This window comes from Pseudomonas sp. MEJ086, assembly GCF_030209025.1.
Taxonomy (GTDB): Bacteria; Pseudomonadota; Gammaproteobacteria; order Pseudomonadales; family Pseudomonadaceae; genus Aquipseudomonas; species Aquipseudomonas fulva_A.
In genome coordinates this window covers 135,842-153,574 of the sequence record NZ_JARVSV010000029.1, presented here as the reverse complement: position 1 = coordinate 153,574, position 17,733 = coordinate 135,842, and the positions used below count along the sequence as shown (strand labels likewise).

Annotated in this window: 17 protein-coding genes; 9 read left to right on the top strand and 8 right to left on the bottom strand. The window is 62.8% G+C overall.

Features of this window, described 5'->3' with window-relative positions:
• Positions 1-488: 488 nt before the first annotated feature.
• On the bottom strand, positions 489-2,012 hold the full coding sequence (locus tag QRN22_RS19320) for a fumarate hydratase (RefSeq protein ID WP_042552060.1): 1,524 nt from the start codon (positions 2,010-2,012) through the stop codon (positions 489-491).
• A gap of 196 nt (positions 2,013-2,208) precedes the next feature.
• On the opposite strand from QRN22_RS19320, the gene QRN22_RS19315 reads away from it, so the two are divergent.
• Together QRN22_RS19315 and QRN22_RS19310 are read left to right on the top strand one after the other, a co-directional pair.
• Positions 2,209-3,336, top strand: coding sequence for a GGDEF domain-containing protein (locus tag QRN22_RS19315; protein ID WP_042552059.1), 1,128 nt, complete (start codon positions 2,209-2,211; stop codon positions 3,334-3,336).
• Complete coding sequence (locus QRN22_RS19310) at positions 3,329-4,267, top strand: iron-sulfur-binding ferredoxin reductase (RefSeq protein WP_042552058.1); 939 nt, start codon at positions 3,329-3,331, stop codon at positions 4,265-4,267. The genes QRN22_RS19315 and QRN22_RS19310 overlap by 8 nt, the downstream gene beginning before the upstream one ends.
• Positions 4,268-4,348: 81 nt before the next feature.
• On the opposite strand, the gene pyk is transcribed toward QRN22_RS19310, so the two are convergent.
• Together pyk and QRN22_RS19300 are read right to left on the bottom strand one after the other, a co-directional pair.
• Positions 4,349-5,800 carry a pyruvate kinase gene (gene pyk, locus QRN22_RS19305; protein WP_042552057.1) on the bottom strand — a complete coding sequence of 484 codons (1,452 nt, stop codon included), beginning with the start codon at positions 5,798-5,800 and terminating at the stop codon, positions 4,349-4,351.
• A gap of 71 nt (positions 5,801-5,871) precedes the next feature.
• Positions 5,872-6,780 carry a universal stress protein gene (locus QRN22_RS19300; protein ID WP_042552056.1) on the bottom strand — a complete coding sequence of 303 codons (909 nt, stop codon included), beginning with the start codon at positions 6,778-6,780 and terminating at the stop codon, positions 5,872-5,874.
• A gap of 188 nt (positions 6,781-6,968) precedes the next feature.
• On the opposite strand from QRN22_RS19300, the gene QRN22_RS19295 reads away from it, so the two are divergent.
• The 3 genes from QRN22_RS19295 (at position 6,969) to QRN22_RS19285 (ending at position 8,220) form a co-directional block, all read left to right on the top strand.
• A complete protein-coding gene (locus QRN22_RS19295; protein WP_042552055.1) occupies positions 6,969-7,346 on the top strand; it encodes a tetratricopeptide repeat protein in 378 nt (125 codons plus the stop codon).
• Positions 7,347-7,376: 30 nt separating this feature from the next.
• A complete protein-coding gene (locus QRN22_RS19290) occupies positions 7,377-7,802 on the top strand; it encodes a DUF4124 domain-containing protein (protein ID WP_042552054.1) in 426 nt (141 codons plus the stop codon).
• 61 nt (positions 7,803-7,863) lie between these two features.
• Complete coding sequence (locus QRN22_RS19285; RefSeq protein ID WP_042552053.1) at positions 7,864-8,220, top strand: PilZ domain-containing protein; 357 nt, start codon at positions 7,864-7,866, stop codon at positions 8,218-8,220.
• A 596-nt stretch (positions 8,221-8,816) separates the two neighbouring features.
• Here the strand turns inward: QRN22_RS19285 and fdxA are convergent.
• On the bottom strand, positions 8,817-9,140 hold the full coding sequence (gene fdxA / locus QRN22_RS19280) for a ferredoxin FdxA (RefSeq protein ID WP_042552052.1): 324 nt from the start codon (positions 9,138-9,140) through the stop codon (positions 8,817-8,819).
• A gap of 143 nt (positions 9,141-9,283) precedes the next feature.
• A complete protein-coding gene (gene mutS, locus QRN22_RS19275; RefSeq protein ID WP_042552051.1) occupies positions 9,284-11,857 on the bottom strand; it encodes a DNA mismatch repair protein MutS in 2,574 nt (857 codons plus the stop codon).
• Between the two features lie 78 nt (positions 11,858-11,935).
• On the opposite strand from mutS, the gene QRN22_RS19270 reads away from it, so the two are divergent.
• From QRN22_RS19270 to recX, 3 genes are all read left to right on the top strand, one after another.
• Positions 11,936-12,448: a CinA family protein gene (locus tag QRN22_RS19270; protein ID WP_042552050.1), complete on the top strand. Its 513-nt coding sequence runs from the start codon at positions 11,936-11,938 to the stop codon at positions 12,446-12,448.
• 83 nt (positions 12,449-12,531) lie between these two features.
• A complete protein-coding gene (gene recA / locus QRN22_RS19265) occupies positions 12,532-13,575 on the top strand; it encodes a recombinase RecA (protein ID WP_042552049.1) in 1,044 nt (347 codons plus the stop codon).
• A gap of 9 nt (positions 13,576-13,584) precedes the next feature.
• A complete protein-coding gene (recX, locus tag QRN22_RS19260; protein WP_082045689.1) occupies positions 13,585-14,049 on the top strand; it encodes a recombination regulator RecX in 465 nt (154 codons plus the stop codon).
• Between the two features lie 219 nt (positions 14,050-14,268).
• Here recX and QRN22_RS19255 read toward each other — a convergent pair whose 3' ends face one another.
• Positions 14,269-15,342 carry an LOG family protein gene (locus tag QRN22_RS19255; protein ID WP_042552047.1) on the bottom strand — a complete coding sequence of 358 codons (1,074 nt, stop codon included), beginning with the start codon at positions 15,340-15,342 and terminating at the stop codon, positions 14,269-14,271.
• A gap of 77 nt (positions 15,343-15,419) precedes the next feature.
• A complete protein-coding gene (locus QRN22_RS19250; protein WP_042552046.1) occupies positions 15,420-15,821 on the bottom strand; it encodes a quorum-sensing-regulated virulence factor family protein in 402 nt (133 codons plus the stop codon).
• 260 nt (positions 15,822-16,081) lie between these two features.
• Between QRN22_RS19250 and QRN22_RS19245 the strand changes: the two genes are divergently transcribed.
• Entirely contained in the window at positions 16,082-16,795 is a 714-nt protein-coding gene (locus QRN22_RS19245; RefSeq protein WP_042552045.1) for a tRNA-uridine aminocarboxypropyltransferase, read from the top strand.
• On the opposite strand, the gene QRN22_RS19240 is transcribed toward QRN22_RS19245, so the two are convergent.
• Positions 16,776-17,678, bottom strand: coding sequence for a DMT family transporter (locus QRN22_RS19240; protein WP_042552044.1), 903 nt, complete (start codon positions 17,676-17,678; stop codon positions 16,776-16,778). The two genes, QRN22_RS19245 and QRN22_RS19240, sit on opposite strands and share 20 nt — an antisense overlap.
• Positions 17,679-17,733 lie beyond the last annotated feature (55 nt).

Genomic DNA, 17,733 nt, shown 5'->3' with positions numbered 1-17,733 from the left:
ACCACCATCGCATCGCCCGCAAGCGGGCTCCTACATGGCTCTGGCATCCACGCGATGGTGTAGGAGCCGGCTTGCCGGCGAATGGCAGCCATGCCGCGATCTTGCTGAATGGCCGCCATCGCATCGCCCGCAAGCGGGCACCTACGCGGTGTCTAGTATCCACGCGATGGCGTAGGAGCCGGCTTGCCGGCGAATGGCAGCCATACCGCGATTGTGCAGAATGGCCACCATCGCATCGCCCGCAAGCGGGCTCCTACATGGCTCTGGCATCCACGCGATGGTGTAGGAGCCGGCTTGCCGGCGAATGGCAGCCATACCGCGATCTTGCTGAATGGCCACCATCGCATCGCCCGCAAGCGGGCACCTACATGGCTCTGGCATCCACGCGAACGCGTAGGAGCCCGCTCGCGGGCGATTCGATCGAGGGCTTCCCCAGAAACGCAGAAGCCCGGCACTTGGCCGGGCTTCTGGTTACCGCGGGGCGATGCTTACTGCACTTCCACCGCCAGGCTTTCGGCGATCTTCTTGTTCCAGATCGCCGGGCCGGTGATGTGTACCGACTCACCGTTGCTGTCGACGGCGACGGTGACCGGCATGTCTTTCACGTCGAACTCGTAGATCGCTTCCATGCCCAGTTCGGCGAACGCCAGCACCTTGGACTTCTTGATCGCCTGAGCCACCAGGTAGGCGGCGCCGCCGACGGCCATCAGGTACACGGCCTTGTTGTCCTTGATCGCTTCGATCGCGGTCGGGCCACGCTCGGATTTGCCGATCATGCCCAGCAGGCCGGTCTGTTCGAGGATCTGACGGGTGAACTTGTCCATCCGCGTGGCGGTGGTCGGGCCGGCAGGGCCAACCACTTCGTCGCCGATCGGGTCGACCGGGCCCACGTAGTAGATGAAGCGGCCTTTCAGATCGACCGGCAGTTCTTCACCCTTGTTGAGCATCTCGACCATGCGCTTGTGCGCGGCGTCGCGACCGGTGAGCATCTTGCCGTTGAGCAGGATGGTCTCGCCCGGCTTCCAGCTCTGCACGTCTTCCGGGGTCAGGGTGTCGAGGTCGACGCGCCGCGCCGACGGACCGGCTTCCCAGACGATTTCCGGGTAGGCGGAGAGGTCCGGTGCTTCCAGCTCGGCCGGGCCGCTGCCATCGAGCACGAAGTGGGCGTGACGGGTCGCGGCGCAGTTGGGGATCATGCATACCGGCAGCGAGGCCGCGTGGGTCGGGTAATCCATGATCTTGACGTCGAGCACGGTGGTCAGGCCGCCCAGGCCCTGGGCGCCGATGCCCAGCTGGTTGACCTTCTCGAACAGCTCAAGACGCAGTTCTTCGATCTTGTTCTGCGGGCCACGGGCTTGCAGTTCGTGGATGTCGATGTGCTCCATGAGCACTTCCTTGGCCATCACCGCGGCCTTTTCGGCAGTACCGCCGATGCCGATGCCCAGCATGCCAGGCGGGCACCAGCCAGCGCCCATGGTCGGGACGGTCTTGAGTACCCAGTCGACGATCGAGTCGGACGGGTTGAGCATGGCCATCTTCGACTTGTTCTCCGAGCCGCCGCCCTTGGCTGCGACATCGACCTCGACCTTGTCGCCGGGCACGATGGAGTAGTGGATCACCGCTGGGGTGTTGTCCTTGGTGTTCTTGCGGGCACCGGCCGGGTCGGCCAGGATCGAGGCGCGCAGGACGTTTTCCGGCAGATTGTAGGCGCGGCGCACGCCTTCGTTGATCATGTCGTCGACGCCCATGGTGGCGCCATCCCAGCGCACATCCATGCCCACCTTGATGAATACGGTGACGATGCCGGTGTCCTGGCAGATCGGACGGTGGCCGGTGGCGCACATGCGCGAGTTGATCAGAATCTGCGCCATGGAGTCGCGGGCGGCAGGCGACTCTTCCTTCAGGTATGCCTCGTGCATGGCCTGAATGAAGTCGACGGGATGGTAATAGGAAATGAATTGCAGGGCGTCGGCGACGCTCTGGATCAGATCGTCTTGCTTGATCACGGTCATGCGGGGCGCTCCCTTATAGGGCAGGAACTTGGGCGCCGGAACATGGCCGGCGCGTTCTAAAAGGCGCGGCAGTATACCGCGGGGCCGACGCCTGGGACACCCGTCAGGGCCCAGCGGCGATAACGCGAAGCGTCGCTAGGCTTTTTCACGGCGCGCGGGTAGAGTGGCGGCTAGTTGCCAGTATGGGACGGAGCCCATGATCCCAAGCAACCGTCGATTGACCCAACGTACGTTACAGAATCTGCTGATCAAGCGTTTCGGCATGGCTGTGGCTACCTATCTGATGATCGCTGCGCTGGCAGGGATTGCCTATTATCACGACCTTTTCAGCGCTTCTGGCAGCTCGGTCGCAGGGCTGCTGGGTATTGCCGTCGTCAGTCAGTCGCTGTTCTTCGCCCTGTTCATGTCGGGCCGCAATCTGACCTTTCGCGACCCCAGCCTCACCGAGGCGCAGGTACTGGTAGGTCTGGGCCTGATGACCGCTATGGTCGCCATGCTCGACGAAGGGCGCGGCAGCCTGCTGCTGATCTATCCCATGTCGTTGCTGTTCGGCCTGTTCCAGCTGCCGCCGAGGGTGTTCTTTCGCTGTGCCGGTCTGGCGTTCCTGGGGTTCGTGCTCATCAACCTGTACGACGCCTACCAGATGCGCATGCGCGATCCCGGTCTGGCTACGCTGCAGGTCTGCGCGCTGGGTCTCGTGCTGTTTTGGCTGAGCCTGTTCGCCTCTTATATGCAGAGCATGCGTCAGCGCATGCGGCAGCGTCGTTTCGCGTTGCAGGCGCATCAGGAAACCCTGCGCGGGATGATGCGCCAGCTCGAAGATCTGGTGGCCACCGACGAACTCACCGGGTTGTGCAACCGCCGTCATTTCCTGCGTCTGGCCGCCCGGGAGCTGGAAGGGCTGGGAGCCAAGCGGCGCCATGGGCTGGCGCTGATCGATCTCGATCACTTCAAGAACATCAATGACCGGCATGGCCACGCGGCGGGCGACCGCGTGTTGCAGGCATTTGCGGGGATTGCCACGGCCTGCCTGCGCGACGGCGACATCATCGCCCGTTACGGTGGCGAGGAGTTCGTGCTGCTGGTGCCCAATACCGATGCGGATGCCTTCCTGTCCTGCTGCGAGCGGCTGCGGGTGGCGTTCAGCGAGGCCGAGCCGATAGGTGTTAAAGTGCACAACCTCAGCCTGTCCGTGGGGATGACCCTGGTATCCATGCACGACGACCTCGATGAAGCCCTGCACCGTGCTGATCAGGCGCTGTACCAGGCCAAACGTACCGGGCGCAACCGCTGCGCCTCGACCTGGGAACAGGCGGATGCCTGACCTGCTGGTCGGCGAGCGGCGCGTGAGCGTCGACCCTGCAAGTAACCTGCTCGATTCGCTGCTCGGCGCCGGCATTGCCGTGCCCTACAGTTGCCGCGCCGGCAGTTGCCAGGCATGCCTGGTGCGCTGCCTGGCCGGCGAGCCGCTGGATGCCAAGCCCGAGGCCCTCGATCCGGCGCGTCGGGAGCAGGGGTGGCGCCTGGCGTGTCAGTGCCGAGTGATCGATGATCTGCAGATCCAGCTATTCGACCCCGGACGCGATGGCATCCCTGCACGGATCCAGGCGTGCGACTGGCTGAGCGAGCATGTGTTGCGCTTGCGCCTGTTACCGCAGCAGGCCATGCGCTACCGTGCAGGGCAGCATCTGCTGCTGTGGACGGCCGACGGTATCGCCAGGCCGTATTCGCTGGCCAGCCTGCCGCAGGAAGACAGCTTTCTCGAATTTCACGTGGATTGTCGTCAGCCGGGAGCGTTCAGCGATGCGGCCCGGCAATTCAGGGTCGGGGAGCCTTTGCGCCTGGGCACCTTGAGTGGCGGGGCGCTGCACTACGATCCGGATTGGCAGGCCCGGCCGCTCTGGCTGCTGGGTGTCGGAACCGGCCTTGCGCCGCTGTACGCCATTCTGCGCGAGGCCTTGCGCCAAGCTCATCAGGGGCCGATCCGGGTCATGCATGTGGCGCGCTCGACTCGCGAGCATTACCTGGCTGGCTCGTTGCTCGAACTGGCCGCGCGACATCCCGCCATACAGCTCGACCTGATCGAGGCGGCAGCGCTGCCCGATGCTCTGGCGGCGCTGCGTCCTGGCTCACGGCAGACCATCGTGCTGGCCTGCGGTGGCCCTGACAGCGTTGATGCCATCGCTCGACGCCTCTACCTTGCCGGGCTGCCGCGCAGCCAGCTGTTCTCCGACCTGTTTCTGCCTCACGCCTGAGCGGCTACGCAGTCCGACGCCTATCTCAGAAACCAGAAGGCCCGCGTCGAACGCGGGCCTTCTGGTGGATGCCGCTGGTGATCAGACCAGCGCGTCACCGACATGCAGGATCTTCATGCCGTTGGTGCCACCGATGGTGTGGTAGCTGTCGCCCTTGGTCAGGATGACCCAGTCGCCTTGCTGGACGAGGCCACGCTTGAGCAGTTCATCCACTGCAGCCTGGCTGACTTCGCCTGGTGGCAGGGCCGCCGGATCGAAGGGGATGGTGTACACGCCACGGAACATCGCCGAACGCGCCTGGGTGTCGCGGTGCGGGGAGAAGGAGTAGATCGGCACCGAGGAGCGGATGCGCGACATGATCAACGGCGTGTAGCCACTTTCGGTGAGGGCGATGATCGCCTTCACGCCTGGGAAGTGGTTGGCCGTGTACATGGCTGCCAGGGCGATGCTTTCGTCGCAGCGCTCGAAGGTTTTGCCGATACGGTGGCTGGAGCTCTTGCCGGTCGGGTGACGCTCGGCGCCGAGGCAGATGCGCGCCATGGCCTGCACGGCTTCCAGCGGGTAGGCGCCGGCGGCGCTTTCTGCCGAGAGCATGACCGCATCGGTGTAGTCGAGCACGGCGTTGGCCACGTCGGACACTTCGGCACGGGTCGGCATCGGGTTCTGGATCATCGACTCCATCATCTGGGTCGCAACGATCACTGCCTTGTTGTGGCGGCGTGCGTGCAGGATGATCTTCTTCTGAATGCCCACCAGCTCGGCGTCGCCGATTTCCACGCCCAGGTCGCCACGGGCAACCATCACCACGTCGCTGGCCTTGATCAGGCCGTCCAGGGTTTCGTCGTCCGCTACCGCTTCGGCGCGTTCGATCTTGGCGACCAGCCAGGCCTTGCCGCCGGACTCGTCACGCAGTTGACGGGCATATTCCATGTCCGCCGCGTCACGCGGAAAGGAAACTGCCAGGTAGTCCAGGTCCATTTCGGCAGCGAGCTTGATGTCGGCCTTGTCCTTTTCGGTCAGGGCTGGCGCGGTCAGGCCACCGCCGCGGCGGTTGATGCCTTTGTGGTCGGACAGCGGACCACCGATCAGCACGACGCAGTTGAGGGTGTCAGCGGTGGTGGTTTCGACACGCATGACCACACGGCCATCGTCGAGCAGCAGTTCGTCACCGACGCCACAATCCTTGACCAGATCCGGGTAGTCGATACCCACGACTTCCTGGTTGCCATCGGTCAGAGGATGGCTGGTGGAAAAGGTGAAGCGATCACCGACCTTCAGCTCGATACGCTTGTTGGCGAACTTGGCGATACGGATCTTCGGCCCTTGCAGGTCGCCCAGCAGGGCGACGTGGCGACCGTGCTTGGCGGCGATGTCCCGCACCAGCTTGGCACGCGCCTTGTGATCTTCGGGCGAGCCGTGGGAGAAGTTCAGACGAGCGACATCCAGCCCTGCGAGAATCAGCTGTTCCAGCATTTCCGGTGAATTGCTGGCTGGGCCGAGGGTGGCGACGATTTTGGTGCGGCGAGCGGTCATGCGCGGACTCCTTAATTGAAGCAGACCGCGAGGCTACTACGCCGCAGCGCTGTAGTCATTGTTCCTCTGCACTACTTTTCGGCAGACAGCTTGACCACCAGCAGGTCGCAGTCCACCGATTCGAGCAGGCGCTCGGCGGTGTGGCCGATGAGAATGGTGTCCAGGCGGCCTCGGGCGATGGCACCCATCACCAGCAGGTCGATTTCGTGCTTGCGCACGAAGCGCGGCAGCATGTTTTCCGGCGCGCCTTCGAGCAGGTGGGCCGATTCCGGGGCGATGCCGTGCTGGCGGACCAGCTCGTCGAACGCCTTGTGGTGCTGCTGCGCGTCGTCGCTGACGTACTGCTGGTAGGTGGCCAGCAACTCGGTATTGTTGAGCAGCGTACGCGGCATTGGCGCATGGCAGTGCACGATGTCGGCATGCAGGCCTAGCGCGGAGGAGAGCGCCAGGCTGGTGTCGATCAGGTGATGATCGAGTGCGGCGGGCTTGTCGTCCTTGTGCAGTGGATCGACGGCGGTGCACAGGTTGCGCCCGCGCCATTCGGCGTGATGCACCAGCCATAGCGGAAACGGGCAGTGGCGCATCAACTGCCAGCAACTGTCGGTCAGCAGCAGACGGCGCAGCAGGTTGTTGTGGGCGGCGGATTTGAGCACCAGATCCGGCTGCAGCTCGGCAGCCGCTTCGAGCACCGTTTCATGCAGGCGCTTGCCCCAGCGTACTTCCTGCTGCAGCGGCAGGCCTTCGTCATGCAACGGGGTGAGCAACTCCTCCAGCCATTTTCCTCGCTGCTCGAGCAGCGCGTCGCGAGCTCTGTTCTGCAGGCTGTTCTCGAGCAGGCTGCCATCCAGCGCGGCGCTATACTCCACCAGCAGCACATGCAGCCGAGCCTGAGTGCCACGGGCCAGCCAGACCGCACGCTCGAGGGCCGGGTGACTGGGTTGGCTGGCGTCGATCACGACCAGGAGCTTTTCGAGTTTCATGGGTCGACCTCGCAGGGTAATTAGGCAGCATTGCACCCCATCGTCCGATGAGGTGCCTTGACCTGAATCAGCTTAGAAGATCGAGCCCACTTGTCCGAGCCGTGGAGCGCGATAACGCAATGCAGCATGTTACCGCTGTTCAGTTTTCCGCGGCCTCGCCGATACGCTGCTCATTGGAGGAGAAACCCATGCGTATTCTGTTGCTGCTGTGCTGTGTTCTGGTCGTTGGCGGGTGTACCCGCATGTCCCTCGATCATCATCTGAACAAGGCCTATCAGGCCTACGATCTGGGCGAGTGCGAGGATGCGCTGCTCTATCTGTCGCAGGCCGAGCGCGCGAGTCGCTCGCGCAGCTACATCCAGCCGGAAATCTCCCTGCTGCGTGGCCAGTGCCTGGAGCGGCAGAACCTGTACATCGACGCGGCGCAGACCTACCAGTTCATCATTGGCCGCTATCCCACCAGTGAATACGCGTTCCGTGCCCGAGCACGGCTGGAAACCCTGCGCCAGCTCGGTCATCATGGTTTGCCGGAGCCCGCCAAGGTATCGCCTGCTCGAGCGCTTTGACGGCCCGAATATCGACTGGGGATTGTCGTGATGCGCATAGGTATCTGCCTGCTTCTTCTACTGCCCACGCTGGCGTTCGGGGAGGTTTATCGCTGGGTGGATGAGCGCGGGCAGGTGCATTACGGGCAGCAACCTCTGGCGGCGGATGCCGACGTGGTGGACGTCCGCCCGCAGGTGGTCGAGCGCGATGCCGCTACCCGGGAGCGCGAGCAGCGCAGCGAACGTTACTTTCAGGCCCGACGCGACGAGCAGGCTCAGGCCTCTCAAGCCCGCAAGCAACTGCAGGGCGAGAGGGCGAAAGAGTGCACGACGCTGCGTAACCGGCTGGCCTCGATGCCAGAGGGACGCCGCTACTACCGACCTGGCGACGATGGCGAGCGCCGCTATTACAGTGATCAGGAGCTGGATGCGGGGCGTGATTACCTGCGCAGCCAGTTATCCGAGCGGTGTAATTGAGGGCTGGTCAGCTCGCCGCACTGCCGCCATACTCAACCGACACTCATAGCGCTTCGCCATTATGAATGCCAATCGCCATATAGAACGGCACCAGCTGCCGTACTACCTCAACGTCTTCAATGCCTTTACCGACAAACCGATCGGTCATCTGGGCAATGTCTCGCTGGATGGCCTGATGTTGATCAGCCAGCTGCCGGTATTGGTGGGCGGCTGTTTCGACATGCGCCTGAAAATCCCCGGGCCGGATGCACTGCGGCACATCGACTTCAGTGCGACCTGCCTCTGGTGCCGCGAGGATGTCACGCCTGGCGGCTTCGATTCCGGGTTCGCGTTGACTGCACCGCCAGCGGAATACGTCGAGATGGTCGAGGCCTTGCGCTACTACTTCAGTTTCCATCCCCTCGCTGCGTCGGTTTGACCAGCGGCTGAACGCTTGCAGCAATTCTCTGTCTGTTCAATACAACGCGCAGAGCCAGCACTGACTGGCATGGCTCTGGTGCCGTTATTCAGCTTTTCTTCGTGCGTGTGTAAGTCTTTGCTTACACCGTCTGTAAGCATTAGTGGCGATTGGTTGTTGGAATGTGCCGCGCCACCCTATTAACTTGTTGATATAAATGATTTTTTAATTATTTGCGAATGGCTGGCTCAGCTAGGCGCGGCTTAAAGGTGCCGTTGTGATTGATACCAGGGGCCGTTAATATCTGAACCGTGCTTAGGGAAAAGCACAGGTCGTTAAGGAAAATGGCCAGGACATCGCGGGACGCGATTCATCAGGATGATGAGTTGGGAGTTTAAGGGAATAGGGACAAAAGAGTGGGCGGGTAAAACCGCCCCTTTTTTTCGCCTGCAGAAAAGTGCTCGGTCACTTACGCCGCTCTGCTGATAGCCGCGTTCTCCGAGCTCAGCGGCATTGTCGCGATGGCTGTCGCCGCAACGGTGAGCCATAAAAAATGCCGCGACCCTTTCAGGTAGCGGCATCTCTAGCGGCGGTCTGCACTGCCGAACCCCCGAAGCTTAGCGCTCCAGGTGCTGCAGCTTGTCTTTCACGCCATCCCACTCTTCGGCATCTGCCATCGCGTCTTTGCGCTCGGTGATGTTTGGCCAGACTTCCGCCAGTTCGGCGTTCAGCTCGATATATTCCTGCATGCCATCCGGTATCTCGTCTTCGGAGAAGATGGCCTGCGCCGGGCACTCAGGCTCGCAAAGCGCGCAGTCGATGCATTCATCCGGGTGGATCACCAGGAAGTTCGGGCCTTCGTAGAAGCAGTCCACCGGACAGACTTCCACGCAGTCGGTGTACTTGCACTTGATGCAGTTGTCGGTGACGACGAAGGTCATTTCTAGTTCTCTCCTCGGGCTACGGCAGCGAGCCACTCCTTGATTCAGCAGCTCTCAGGCTCGGGATTGGGGCTGTCAGACCAGGCTAAAGGCTGCAGCGCTTCCGGAGCGCGCGGGATTCTAACAGCTTGTTGGCTCCGGCGTTAGACTCGCGCTTTCCATGCATATAACAGTTCGAGCGCCTTGCGTGGGCTGAGATCGTCGGGATTGACCTTCTGCAGCTCTTCCAGCACGGGATGCGGCAGGCTGGAGAACAGATCGCTCTGCATCGGCGCGGCGCTTTGTCCCATGCCTTTGGTCGGCAGATCGTGGGGCAGGCTGGTGGTTTCCAGGCGCGCCAGATGCTCGCGGGCACGCAGGATCACGGTGTCCGGCACCCCTGCCAGTTGCGCGACCGCCAGACCATAGCTCTGGCTGGCCGGGCCAGGCAGCACGTGGTGCAGGAAGACGATGCGTTCGTTGTGCTCGGTGGCATTGAGGTGCACGTTGGCGACCACCGGCTGGCTTTCCGGCAGGACGGTCAGCTCGAAATAGTGGGTGGCGAACAGCGTGTAGGCCCGCAGGTTGGCCAACTGCTCGGCAGCTGCCCAGGCCAGCGACAGGCCATCGAAGGTGCTGGTACCGCGCCCCACCTCGTCCATCAACACCAGGCTGCGTTCGCTGGCGTTGTGCAGGATGTTGGCGGTCTCGCTCATTTCCACCATGAAGGTCGAACGCCCGCCGGCCAAGTCATCGCTGGAGCCGATCCGGGTGAAGATACGGTCGACCATCGACAGTTCGCAACGCGCGGCTGGTACGAAGCTGCCGATATGGGCGAGCAGCACGATCAGCGCGGTCTGGCGCATGTAGGTGGACTTACCGCCCATGTTCGGGCCAGTGATGATCAGCATCCGTGTGGCATCATCGAGTTTCAGGTCGTTGGCCACGAACGGTGTGGTCAGAACCTGCTCCACCACCGGGTGGCGGCCTTGCTCGATCAACATGCACGGCTCTTCGACGAAGCGCGGGCGGTTGAGATCCAGATTCAGTGCGCGTTCGGCCAGGTTGCTCAGCACGTCCAGCTCTGCCAGTGCCGCAGCGCTGTCCTGCAGCGGGCCCAGGTGGCCGATCAGGCGCTCCAGGAGTTCCTCGTAGAGCTGCTTCTCGCGAGCCAGGGCGCGGCTCTTGGCGGACAGCGCCTTGTCCTCGAACTCCTTGAGCTCCGGGGTGATGAAGCGCTCGGCGCCCTTGAGGGTCTGGCGGCGGATGTAGTCGGCCGGTGCCGACTCTGCCTGTTTGCTCGGCAGTTCGATGAAGTAGCCGTGCACGCGGTTGTAGCCGACCTTGAGGTTGGCCAGGCCGGTACGGGCTTTCTCCCGGGCCTCCAGATCCATCAGGTACTGGCCGGCGTTCTCGCTCAGTGACTGCAGGTCATCGAGTTCGGTGTCGTAGCCGGTTTTCAGCACGCCGCCATCACGGATCACCGCCGGCGGATTGTCGATGATCGCCCGCGACAGCAGCTCGGCCAGCTCCGGATAGGTGCTGATGGTGGTTGCCAGGGTCGCCAGGTGCGCGCAATCCAGTTGAGTCATTGCCGCCTGCAACTGCGGTAATGCACCCAGGGCGTCGCGCAGGCGGGCCAGGTCACGGGGGCGGGCGTTGCGCAGGCCGATACGGGCCAGAATGCGCTCCAGATCACCGATTTCCTTGAGCTGCGGCTGCAGGGATTCGAAGCGATAGCGGTCCAGCAGGCAGGCGATCGACTCCTGGCGTGCTTCGAGCACGGCGCGGTCGCGCAGCGGACGATTCAGCCAGCGACCGAGCAGGCGGCTGCCCATGGCGGTCTGGCTGCGATCGACGACGGACTGCAGGGTATTGTCGCGGCCGCCGGCCAGGTTGATGTCCAGTTCCAGGTTGCGGCGGCTGGCACCGTCGAGAATCACCGTGTCGTCGATGCGCTCATGACGCAGGCTGCGCAAGTGCGGCAGGGCGGTGCGTTGCGTCTCCTTGGCATAAGCCAGCAGACAGCCGGCCGCACCGATGGCCAGGGTCAGCGTCTCGCAGCCGAAGCCCTTGAGATCCTGAGTGCCGAACTGTTGGCACAGGCTCTTCTGAGCGCTGTCACGCTCGAAATCCCAGGGTGCACGGCGACGCGATCCGCGGCGTTTCTCGGCCGGCAAGCCTTGCGGCCAGTCATCGGGGATCAGCAGCTCGGCAGGGTTGAGGCGCTCGAGTTCGGCCAGCAGGTTTTCCCAGCCGCGGATTTCCATCACGCTGAAGCGCCCGCTGGTGATGTCCAGCACGGCCAGGCCGAACAGGCGCTCGTCACCGAGCACGGCGGCCAGCAGGTTGTCACGGTGCTCGTCTAGCAATGCCTCGTCGCTGACGGTGCCTGGGGTGATGATGCGCACCACCTGGCGTTCCACCGGGCCCTTGCTGGTGGCCGGATCACCGATCTGCTCGCAGATGACCACCGACTCACCCAGCTTGACCAGCTTGGCCAGGTAGCCCTCGGCGGCGTGGTAAGGAATGCCGCACATCGGTATCGCCTGGCCGGCGGACTGGCCGCGGGCGGTCAGGGTGATGTCGAGAAGCTTGGCGGCTTTCTTCGCGTCTTCGTAGAAGATTTCGTAGAAATCGCCCATGCGATAGAACATCAGCTGATCAGGGTGCTGGTTCTTCAGTCTCCAGTACTGCTGCATCATCGGGGTGTGGCTGGAGAGGTCGCTTTGGCTCATCGTGTCGAGTGTCCGGCTGATTAGCAAAAGCGCCTAGTGTACGGTATCGACCCCATCACCTTTAACCCCGGAGCGCAGATGAATTTCGATGATCAGCCCCTGAGCAGACTCGCCGCTCGGCTTGGCGAGGCACTGCTGGAACGTGGTGCTCAGGTCACCACTGCCGAATCCTGTACGGGGGGCGGCATTGCCGAAGCCATCACCCGCATCGCCGGCAGCTCGGCCTGGTTCGAAGCGGGTTACGTCACGTACTCCAACACCCAGAAGACCCGTCAACTCGGCGTGCCCGAGGCGCTCTTCAGCAGTGTGGGCGCGGTCAGCCGTGAAGTGGTCGAGGCCATGGTGCGTGGGGCTCAGACCCATAGTCGCGCGCGTTATGCCACGGCAGTCAGCGGTGTGGCGGGGCCCGCTGGTGGCAGCGCGGAGAAGCCGGTCGGCACGGTGTGGATCGCCTGGGCCGATGGCGGGCAGGTGTTCACCAGGCGTTTCCAGTTCCCCGGCTCCCGTGACGCGGTGCGCGCACAGACCGTGGAAGCGGCCCTGCTCGGACTAATGCGACTACTGGTACAAGAAAATCCATCAGTGGGGTAGGCGAGTGACGAACCCTGTGGAATAATACTGGCTACTTATACAGTTATTGGCCGTCAGGCCCTTCTGATCACGTGAGGAATGTAATGGACGAGAACAAGAAGCGCGCTTTGTCGGCTGCACTGGGCCAGATCGAGAAGCAGTTCGGCAAAGGCGCGGTGATGCGCATGGGCGACCATGATCGTCAGGCGATTCCAGCCATTTCCACTGGCTCTCTGGGCCTAGACATCGCGCTGGGTATCGGTGGTCTGCCGAAAGGCCGCATCGTCGAAATCTACGGCCCGGAATCCTCGGGCAAGACCACCCTGACCTTGTCGGTCATCGCCGAAGCGCAGCGCATGGGCGCCACCTGTGCCTTCGTCGACGCCGAGCACGCACTGGACCCGGATTATGCCGGCAAGCTGGGCGTCAACGTCGACGACCTGCTGGTTTCGCAGCCGGATACTGGCGAACAGGCACTGGAAATCACCGACATGCTGGTGCGCTCCAACGCCATCGACGTGATCATCGTCGACTCCGTGGCGGCACTGGTACCGAAGGCCGAAATCGAAGGTGAGATGGGCGACATGCACGTCGGCCTGCAGGCTCGTCTGATGTCCCAGGCGCTGCGCAAGATCACCGGCAACATCAAGAACGCCAACTGCCTGGTCATCTTCATCAACCAGATCCGCATGAAGATCGGTGTGATGTTCGGTAGCCCGGAAACCACTACCGGTGGTAACGCCCTGAAGTTCTACGCTTCGGTTCGTCTGGATATCCGTCGCACCGGCGCCGTGAAGGAAGGCGACGAAGTGGTCGGTAGCGAAACTCGCGTCAAGGTGGTCAAGAACAAGGTGGCACCGCCATTCCGCCAGGCCGAGTTCCAGATCCTGTACGGCAAGGGCATTTACCGTAACGGCGAGATCATCGACCTGGGCGTACAGCAGGGTCTGGTCGAGAAAGCCGGTGCCTGGTACAGCTACCAGGGCAACAAGATCGGTCAGGGCAAGGCTAACGCCGCCAAGTATCTGGAAGACAACCCGGAAGTGGGCCGCGCCATCGAAGGCCTGATCCGCGAGAAGTTGCTCGTTGTCAGCCCTACCGTCAAAGCCAATTCGGGCGCTGAAGTCGACGCCGAAGTCGACCTCTGATTCCAGCTCGTGGCCGTGATACTGGATAACGTGCAAGCGGTTCGCCATAGCGCCATGGATCTGCTGGCGCGCCGTGAACATGGCCGGGTCGAGCTGTCGCGCAAACTGCGACAGCGCGGCGCCAGCGATGAGCATATCGAGGCCGCTCTCGACCGCTTGAGCGAAGAAGGGCTGCTTTGCGAGGCACGTTATCTGGAAAGCTTCATCAGTTATCGGGCGCGCTCGGGCTTTGGCCCGCAGCGCATTCGTGACGACCTTTCCCAGCGCGGCCTTGCCCGTGCCGATATCGAACAGGCACTGCGTGACAGCGCTATCGACTGGCGCGATGGCCTGCAACAAACCTGGCAACGCAAGTTTGCCGGGCAGCTACCGACCGATGCCCGTGAGCGGGCCAAGCAAATGCGTTTTCTGGTTTACCGCGGCTATCCAATGGATCTGGTCGGGCAACTGATGCGCGGTTCGCTCGACGACTGACAACGCTCGCCATTGGCAGGCAGCGGTGCTCGGATTTCGCATGGGAACCATCCAATCACTCCAATCGGTGGGCTGAAGCCCGCCACACTACCTGTGCGCACCCGCTGTAGGGTGGGCTTCAGCCCACCAGATTCATGCCCGCTTCCGCCACTCCCTCGCCATTGCGGCGGGAAATTCGTCGAAAAGACGACGAGCAGAAGGCTCTGAGCCGCCCTGCGCTCAGGTCAGCCAATTCTGGGGCAGGTTGATCACATCGAGCAATTCACGCAACCGCCCGGCGCTACGACCGCTGAACGCGAAGGTCAGTCTCGGTTTGTCGCGTAGTTGCGGCCCGTCCGTTTCCACGCTGCCACTGAGCTGCTGCTGTATATCGCCGCTCTTGCACAGATCGCTGAAGTGCAGATTCAGCTGCTCGAGGGCGCGATCCGTCAGTGGGTGGTGCATGCGAATAACGAACTGTTGCTTCAGCCAGCGGCTGGAGTGGAAGTTGGCGTAGAAGCGATCGATGGCCTCGGCAGCCTCGTCGACATCATGCACCAGCTGCATCAGGTTCATGTCACTGGCGAGTATGTAGCCGTTGCTGTCCAGGTTCTGCTGGATGTAGTCGAGCAAGCCCTGCCAGAACGTGCCGCCGGGTTCGTCCAGCAGAATCACCGGTACCAGCGGGCTCTTGCCGGTCTGGATCAGGGTGATGACTTCCAGCGCTTCGTCGAGGGTGCCGAAGCCGCCGGGGCAGAGCACGAGGGCGTCGGCTTCCTTGACGAAGAACAGCTTGCGCAGAAAGAAGAAGTGAAACGACAGCAAGTTGTCGCTGCCTTGCATGGTCGCGTTTGCAGATTGCTCGAAGGGCAGGGTGATATTGAACCCCAGACTGTTTTCACGGCCGGCACCTTCATGGGCCGCGGCCATGATGCCACCGCCTGCGCCGGTGATGATCATCAGGTCGTGGCGGGCCAGGGTCGCGCCCAGGTCGCGCGCCAGGGCGTATACCGGGTGGCCGGGCTGGGTCCGGGCAGAGCCGAACACGGTAACCTTGCGGCGATGCCGGAAGCGTTCCAGCACGCTGAAGGCACGCTCCATCTCACGCAGGGTCTGCAGCATGATCTTGGCGTCCCAGCGGTTGCGGTCGGCCTGGGCCATGCGAGCCACGGTGGCGAGCATTTCCCGGTATAGCGCGAGGTTGGGGCTGTCTGGTGGCGTTATTCGAGCTGCCAGCTCGTCGAGGCTGTCCGCCAGCTCGGTGCCGGTAGCTGGCGGTTGACGGGAAAGATGGGCGTTCGCGTGATCATCCATAGCGCTTCTCCTTTTCGTCAGCGCCCCCTTGGTTACCTGTGCCGAGGCGCCTCGAGATTTGTCACTGGGTACCTGGCTTACAGCCGGCAATCGGACTTGCTGAAGCGTTCGGTGGTGACTGGGCGATTGCTCTGGATTTCACTGAAGTCATAGCGCAGTACCGCTCCGCTGGCCAGCAGCTTGCGGAAGCCAGGGTTGGCGCACACGCTGTTGGCCAGCTGCGCGCGAACGGTGTCGGGGTTGCCGCGCATCTGCGAGGCGTGCCCCGGGCGAACGCTGAGGTGGTTGATCAGCTCGTTGCCCTGCACCGTATACCCCTGATCGAGGATGTCCTCGTTGATGGCGCGGGGCGTGCCGACGCTGCTTTCGCGAGCCACTTTTTCCAGCGTTTGCGTCAGCTCGTAGCCTTTTAGCGAAGCAGCATGCGCCGTCGGGACGAGAAGGCTGACGAGTAGGGCGGAAAGGGCGAAACGCTGCATGGCTGACTCCTGAAGACGGTAAGCGGTAATAGACCCGGCTCTTCTCTTTATGTTCGCTTTGGCGAGGTGCATCGACGGGCAATGGGTGGATGTTACCAATCCTGGGCGCTGCATGGAGATTGGTGATCTATCTTGCCGTCGAAGTCCAACGTGGTGCTGGCGCAATTGATAGACTACGCGCCCTTCGTTACACGACTCCAGATGGCCATGCCCTTTTCTGCCTTCGATCCGCTGTTTTCTGCCCGTCCGGGCAAACGCTCATGAGCCACGCCGTTGCTGCACTGCGTGCCGCGCGCCTGGCGCGTAGCGTCAAGCCGTTCCTGGCTAGAGGTTCGCGGGCCGAGCGCTGCCCGGATTGTCGTCTGGCGCGCAGCCATTGCCTGTGTGCCTGGCGTCCACAGGTGTCGGCGAAGGCCGGGGTATGTCTGCTGATGCACGACGTCGAGGCGCTGAAACCGAGTAATACCGGCTGGCTGATCGCCGATGTGGTCGCGGATACCTCGGCCTTCGGCTGGTCGCGTACCGAGGTCGATCCGCTGCTGCCCGCGTTGCTGAGCGAGCCCCAGTGGCAGCCGTATCTGGTCTTTCCGGGCGAATATGCCGAGGCCGAGCGGGTGGTGAGCTCCGTGCAAGTGGGCGCGGGCAAGCGGCCATTGTTCGTGATGCTCGATGCGACCTGGACCCAGGCACGCAAGATGTTTCGCAAAAGTCCGTATCTCGATACGTTGCCGGTACTCAGCCTGCAGCCGGAGGCCTTGTCACGCTATCGGCTGCGCCGCTCCAAGCGCGATGATCACCTGTGCACCGCCGAGGTTGCGGCGTTGTGCCTGGAACTGGCGGGCGATGAACACGCCGCCGACGCCCTGAATACCTATCTGGATGTATTCAGCGAGCATTATCTGGCATCCAAGGCACCCCGCGCCTTGGACCTGGAAAACGAGCTGCACCAGCGTCTCAAGGCCTTTCTGCAATAGCGGAAGCGGACGGTTTCGGCCAGAGCTGAGCCAGCAACATGCCACCGAACATCAACGCACAACCGAAATAGCCCCGTGCCGACAGCGATTCTCCCAGCAGCAGGGCACCGGCGATGGCCGCGAACACGGCTTCCAGCGACAGGATGATCGCCGCATGGGAGGCAATCGCGTGTCTCTGCGCCACCACCTGCAGGGTGAAACCCACCGCCACGCCGAAGATGCCGCCATACAGAATCGCTGGCATGGCCTGGGCGATATCGGCGCCTGGCAGGTCTTCGAAGATCAGCGCCAGCGCCAGGCTGATCAGCGCGCAGGTGACGAACTGTACTAGGGCCAGGAGCAGCGCATCGTGACGTGTGGCGAAGAACCCCACCAACAGCACGTGCACCCCCCAGACGAATGCCCCAGCCAGTTGCAGCCAGTCCCCGGACGCGACCTGAAAGCCGTCACCGACGCTCAGCAGGAACATGCCGACCACTGCCAGCGAAGCGCCCAGCCAGATGCCCATGCCGGTCTTGTGGCCCAGCATCAGGCCGAGTAGCGGCACCACGATCACGTAGAGCCCGGTGATGAAGCCCGAGTTGGTGACGCTGGTGAACAGCAGGCCAACCTGCTGCAGGTTGATGCCCAGTGCCAGTACCGCGCCCATCAGGCAGCCGCCGAGTAGCAGCGGACGGCTCAAGGGCGACGCGGGCTGTTTGCTGCGCCGACGCAGCAGCATCAGCAACGGCAGTAGCACGACCACGGCCAGAGCGAAGCGCAGGCCGCTGTAGAGAAAGGGGCCGATGGCATCCATACCCAGGCGCTGGGCCACGAACGAAGAGCCCCAGATCATGGCGGTCAGCAACATCAGCAGATCGGCACGCAGCGCTTGGTTGGGCATCGTCGGCATCCTGGCGGGAAGGGCGCAGACTTTGCCGCAAAGCTTCGCGCTTGAC

Excerpts from the sequence above, each read along its gene's own strand:
- QRN22_RS19320 (WP_042552060.1), bottom strand. The coding sequence starts at position 2,012 with ATGACCGTGATCAAGCAAGACGATCTGATCCAGAGCGTCGCCGACGCC.
- QRN22_RS19315 (WP_042552059.1), top strand. The coding sequence starts at position 2,209 with ATGATCCCAAGCAACCGTCGATTGACCCAACGTACGTTACAGAATCTG.
- QRN22_RS19310 (WP_042552058.1), top strand. The coding sequence starts at position 3,329 with ATGCCTGACCTGCTGGTCGGCGAGCGGCGCGTGAGCGTCGACCCTGCA.
- pyk (WP_042552057.1), bottom strand. The coding sequence starts at position 5,800 with ATGACCGCTCGCCGCACCAAAATCGTCGCCACCCTCGGCCCAGCCAGC.
- QRN22_RS19300 (WP_042552056.1), bottom strand. The coding sequence starts at position 6,780 with ATGAAACTCGAAAAGCTCCTGGTCGTGATCGACGCCAGCCAACCCAGT.
- QRN22_RS19295 (WP_042552055.1), top strand. The coding sequence starts at position 6,969 with ATGCGTATTCTGTTGCTGCTGTGCTGTGTTCTGGTCGTTGGCGGGTGT.
- QRN22_RS19290 (WP_042552054.1), top strand. The coding sequence starts at position 7,377 with ATGCGCATAGGTATCTGCCTGCTTCTTCTACTGCCCACGCTGGCGTTC.
- QRN22_RS19285 (WP_042552053.1), top strand. The coding sequence starts at position 7,864 with ATGAATGCCAATCGCCATATAGAACGGCACCAGCTGCCGTACTACCTC.
- fdxA (WP_042552052.1), bottom strand. The coding sequence starts at position 9,140 with ATGACCTTCGTCGTCACCGACAACTGCATCAAGTGCAAGTACACCGAC.
- mutS (WP_042552051.1), bottom strand. The coding sequence starts at position 11,857 with ATGAGCCAAAGCGACCTCTCCAGCCACACCCCGATGATGCAGCAGTAC.
- QRN22_RS19270 (WP_042552050.1), top strand. The coding sequence starts at position 11,936 with ATGAATTTCGATGATCAGCCCCTGAGCAGACTCGCCGCTCGGCTTGGC.
- recA (WP_042552049.1), top strand. The coding sequence starts at position 12,532 with ATGGACGAGAACAAGAAGCGCGCTTTGTCGGCTGCACTGGGCCAGATC.
- QRN22_RS19255 (WP_042552047.1), bottom strand. The coding sequence starts at position 15,342 with ATGGATGATCACGCGAACGCCCATCTTTCCCGTCAACCGCCAGCTACC.
- QRN22_RS19250 (WP_042552046.1), bottom strand. The coding sequence starts at position 15,821 with ATGCAGCGTTTCGCCCTTTCCGCCCTACTCGTCAGCCTTCTCGTCCCG.
- QRN22_RS19245 (WP_042552045.1), top strand. The coding sequence starts at position 16,082 with ATGAGCCACGCCGTTGCTGCACTGCGTGCCGCGCGCCTGGCGCGTAGC.
- QRN22_RS19240 (WP_042552044.1), bottom strand. The coding sequence starts at position 17,678 with ATGCCCAACCAAGCGCTGCGTGCCGATCTGCTGATGTTGCTGACCGCC.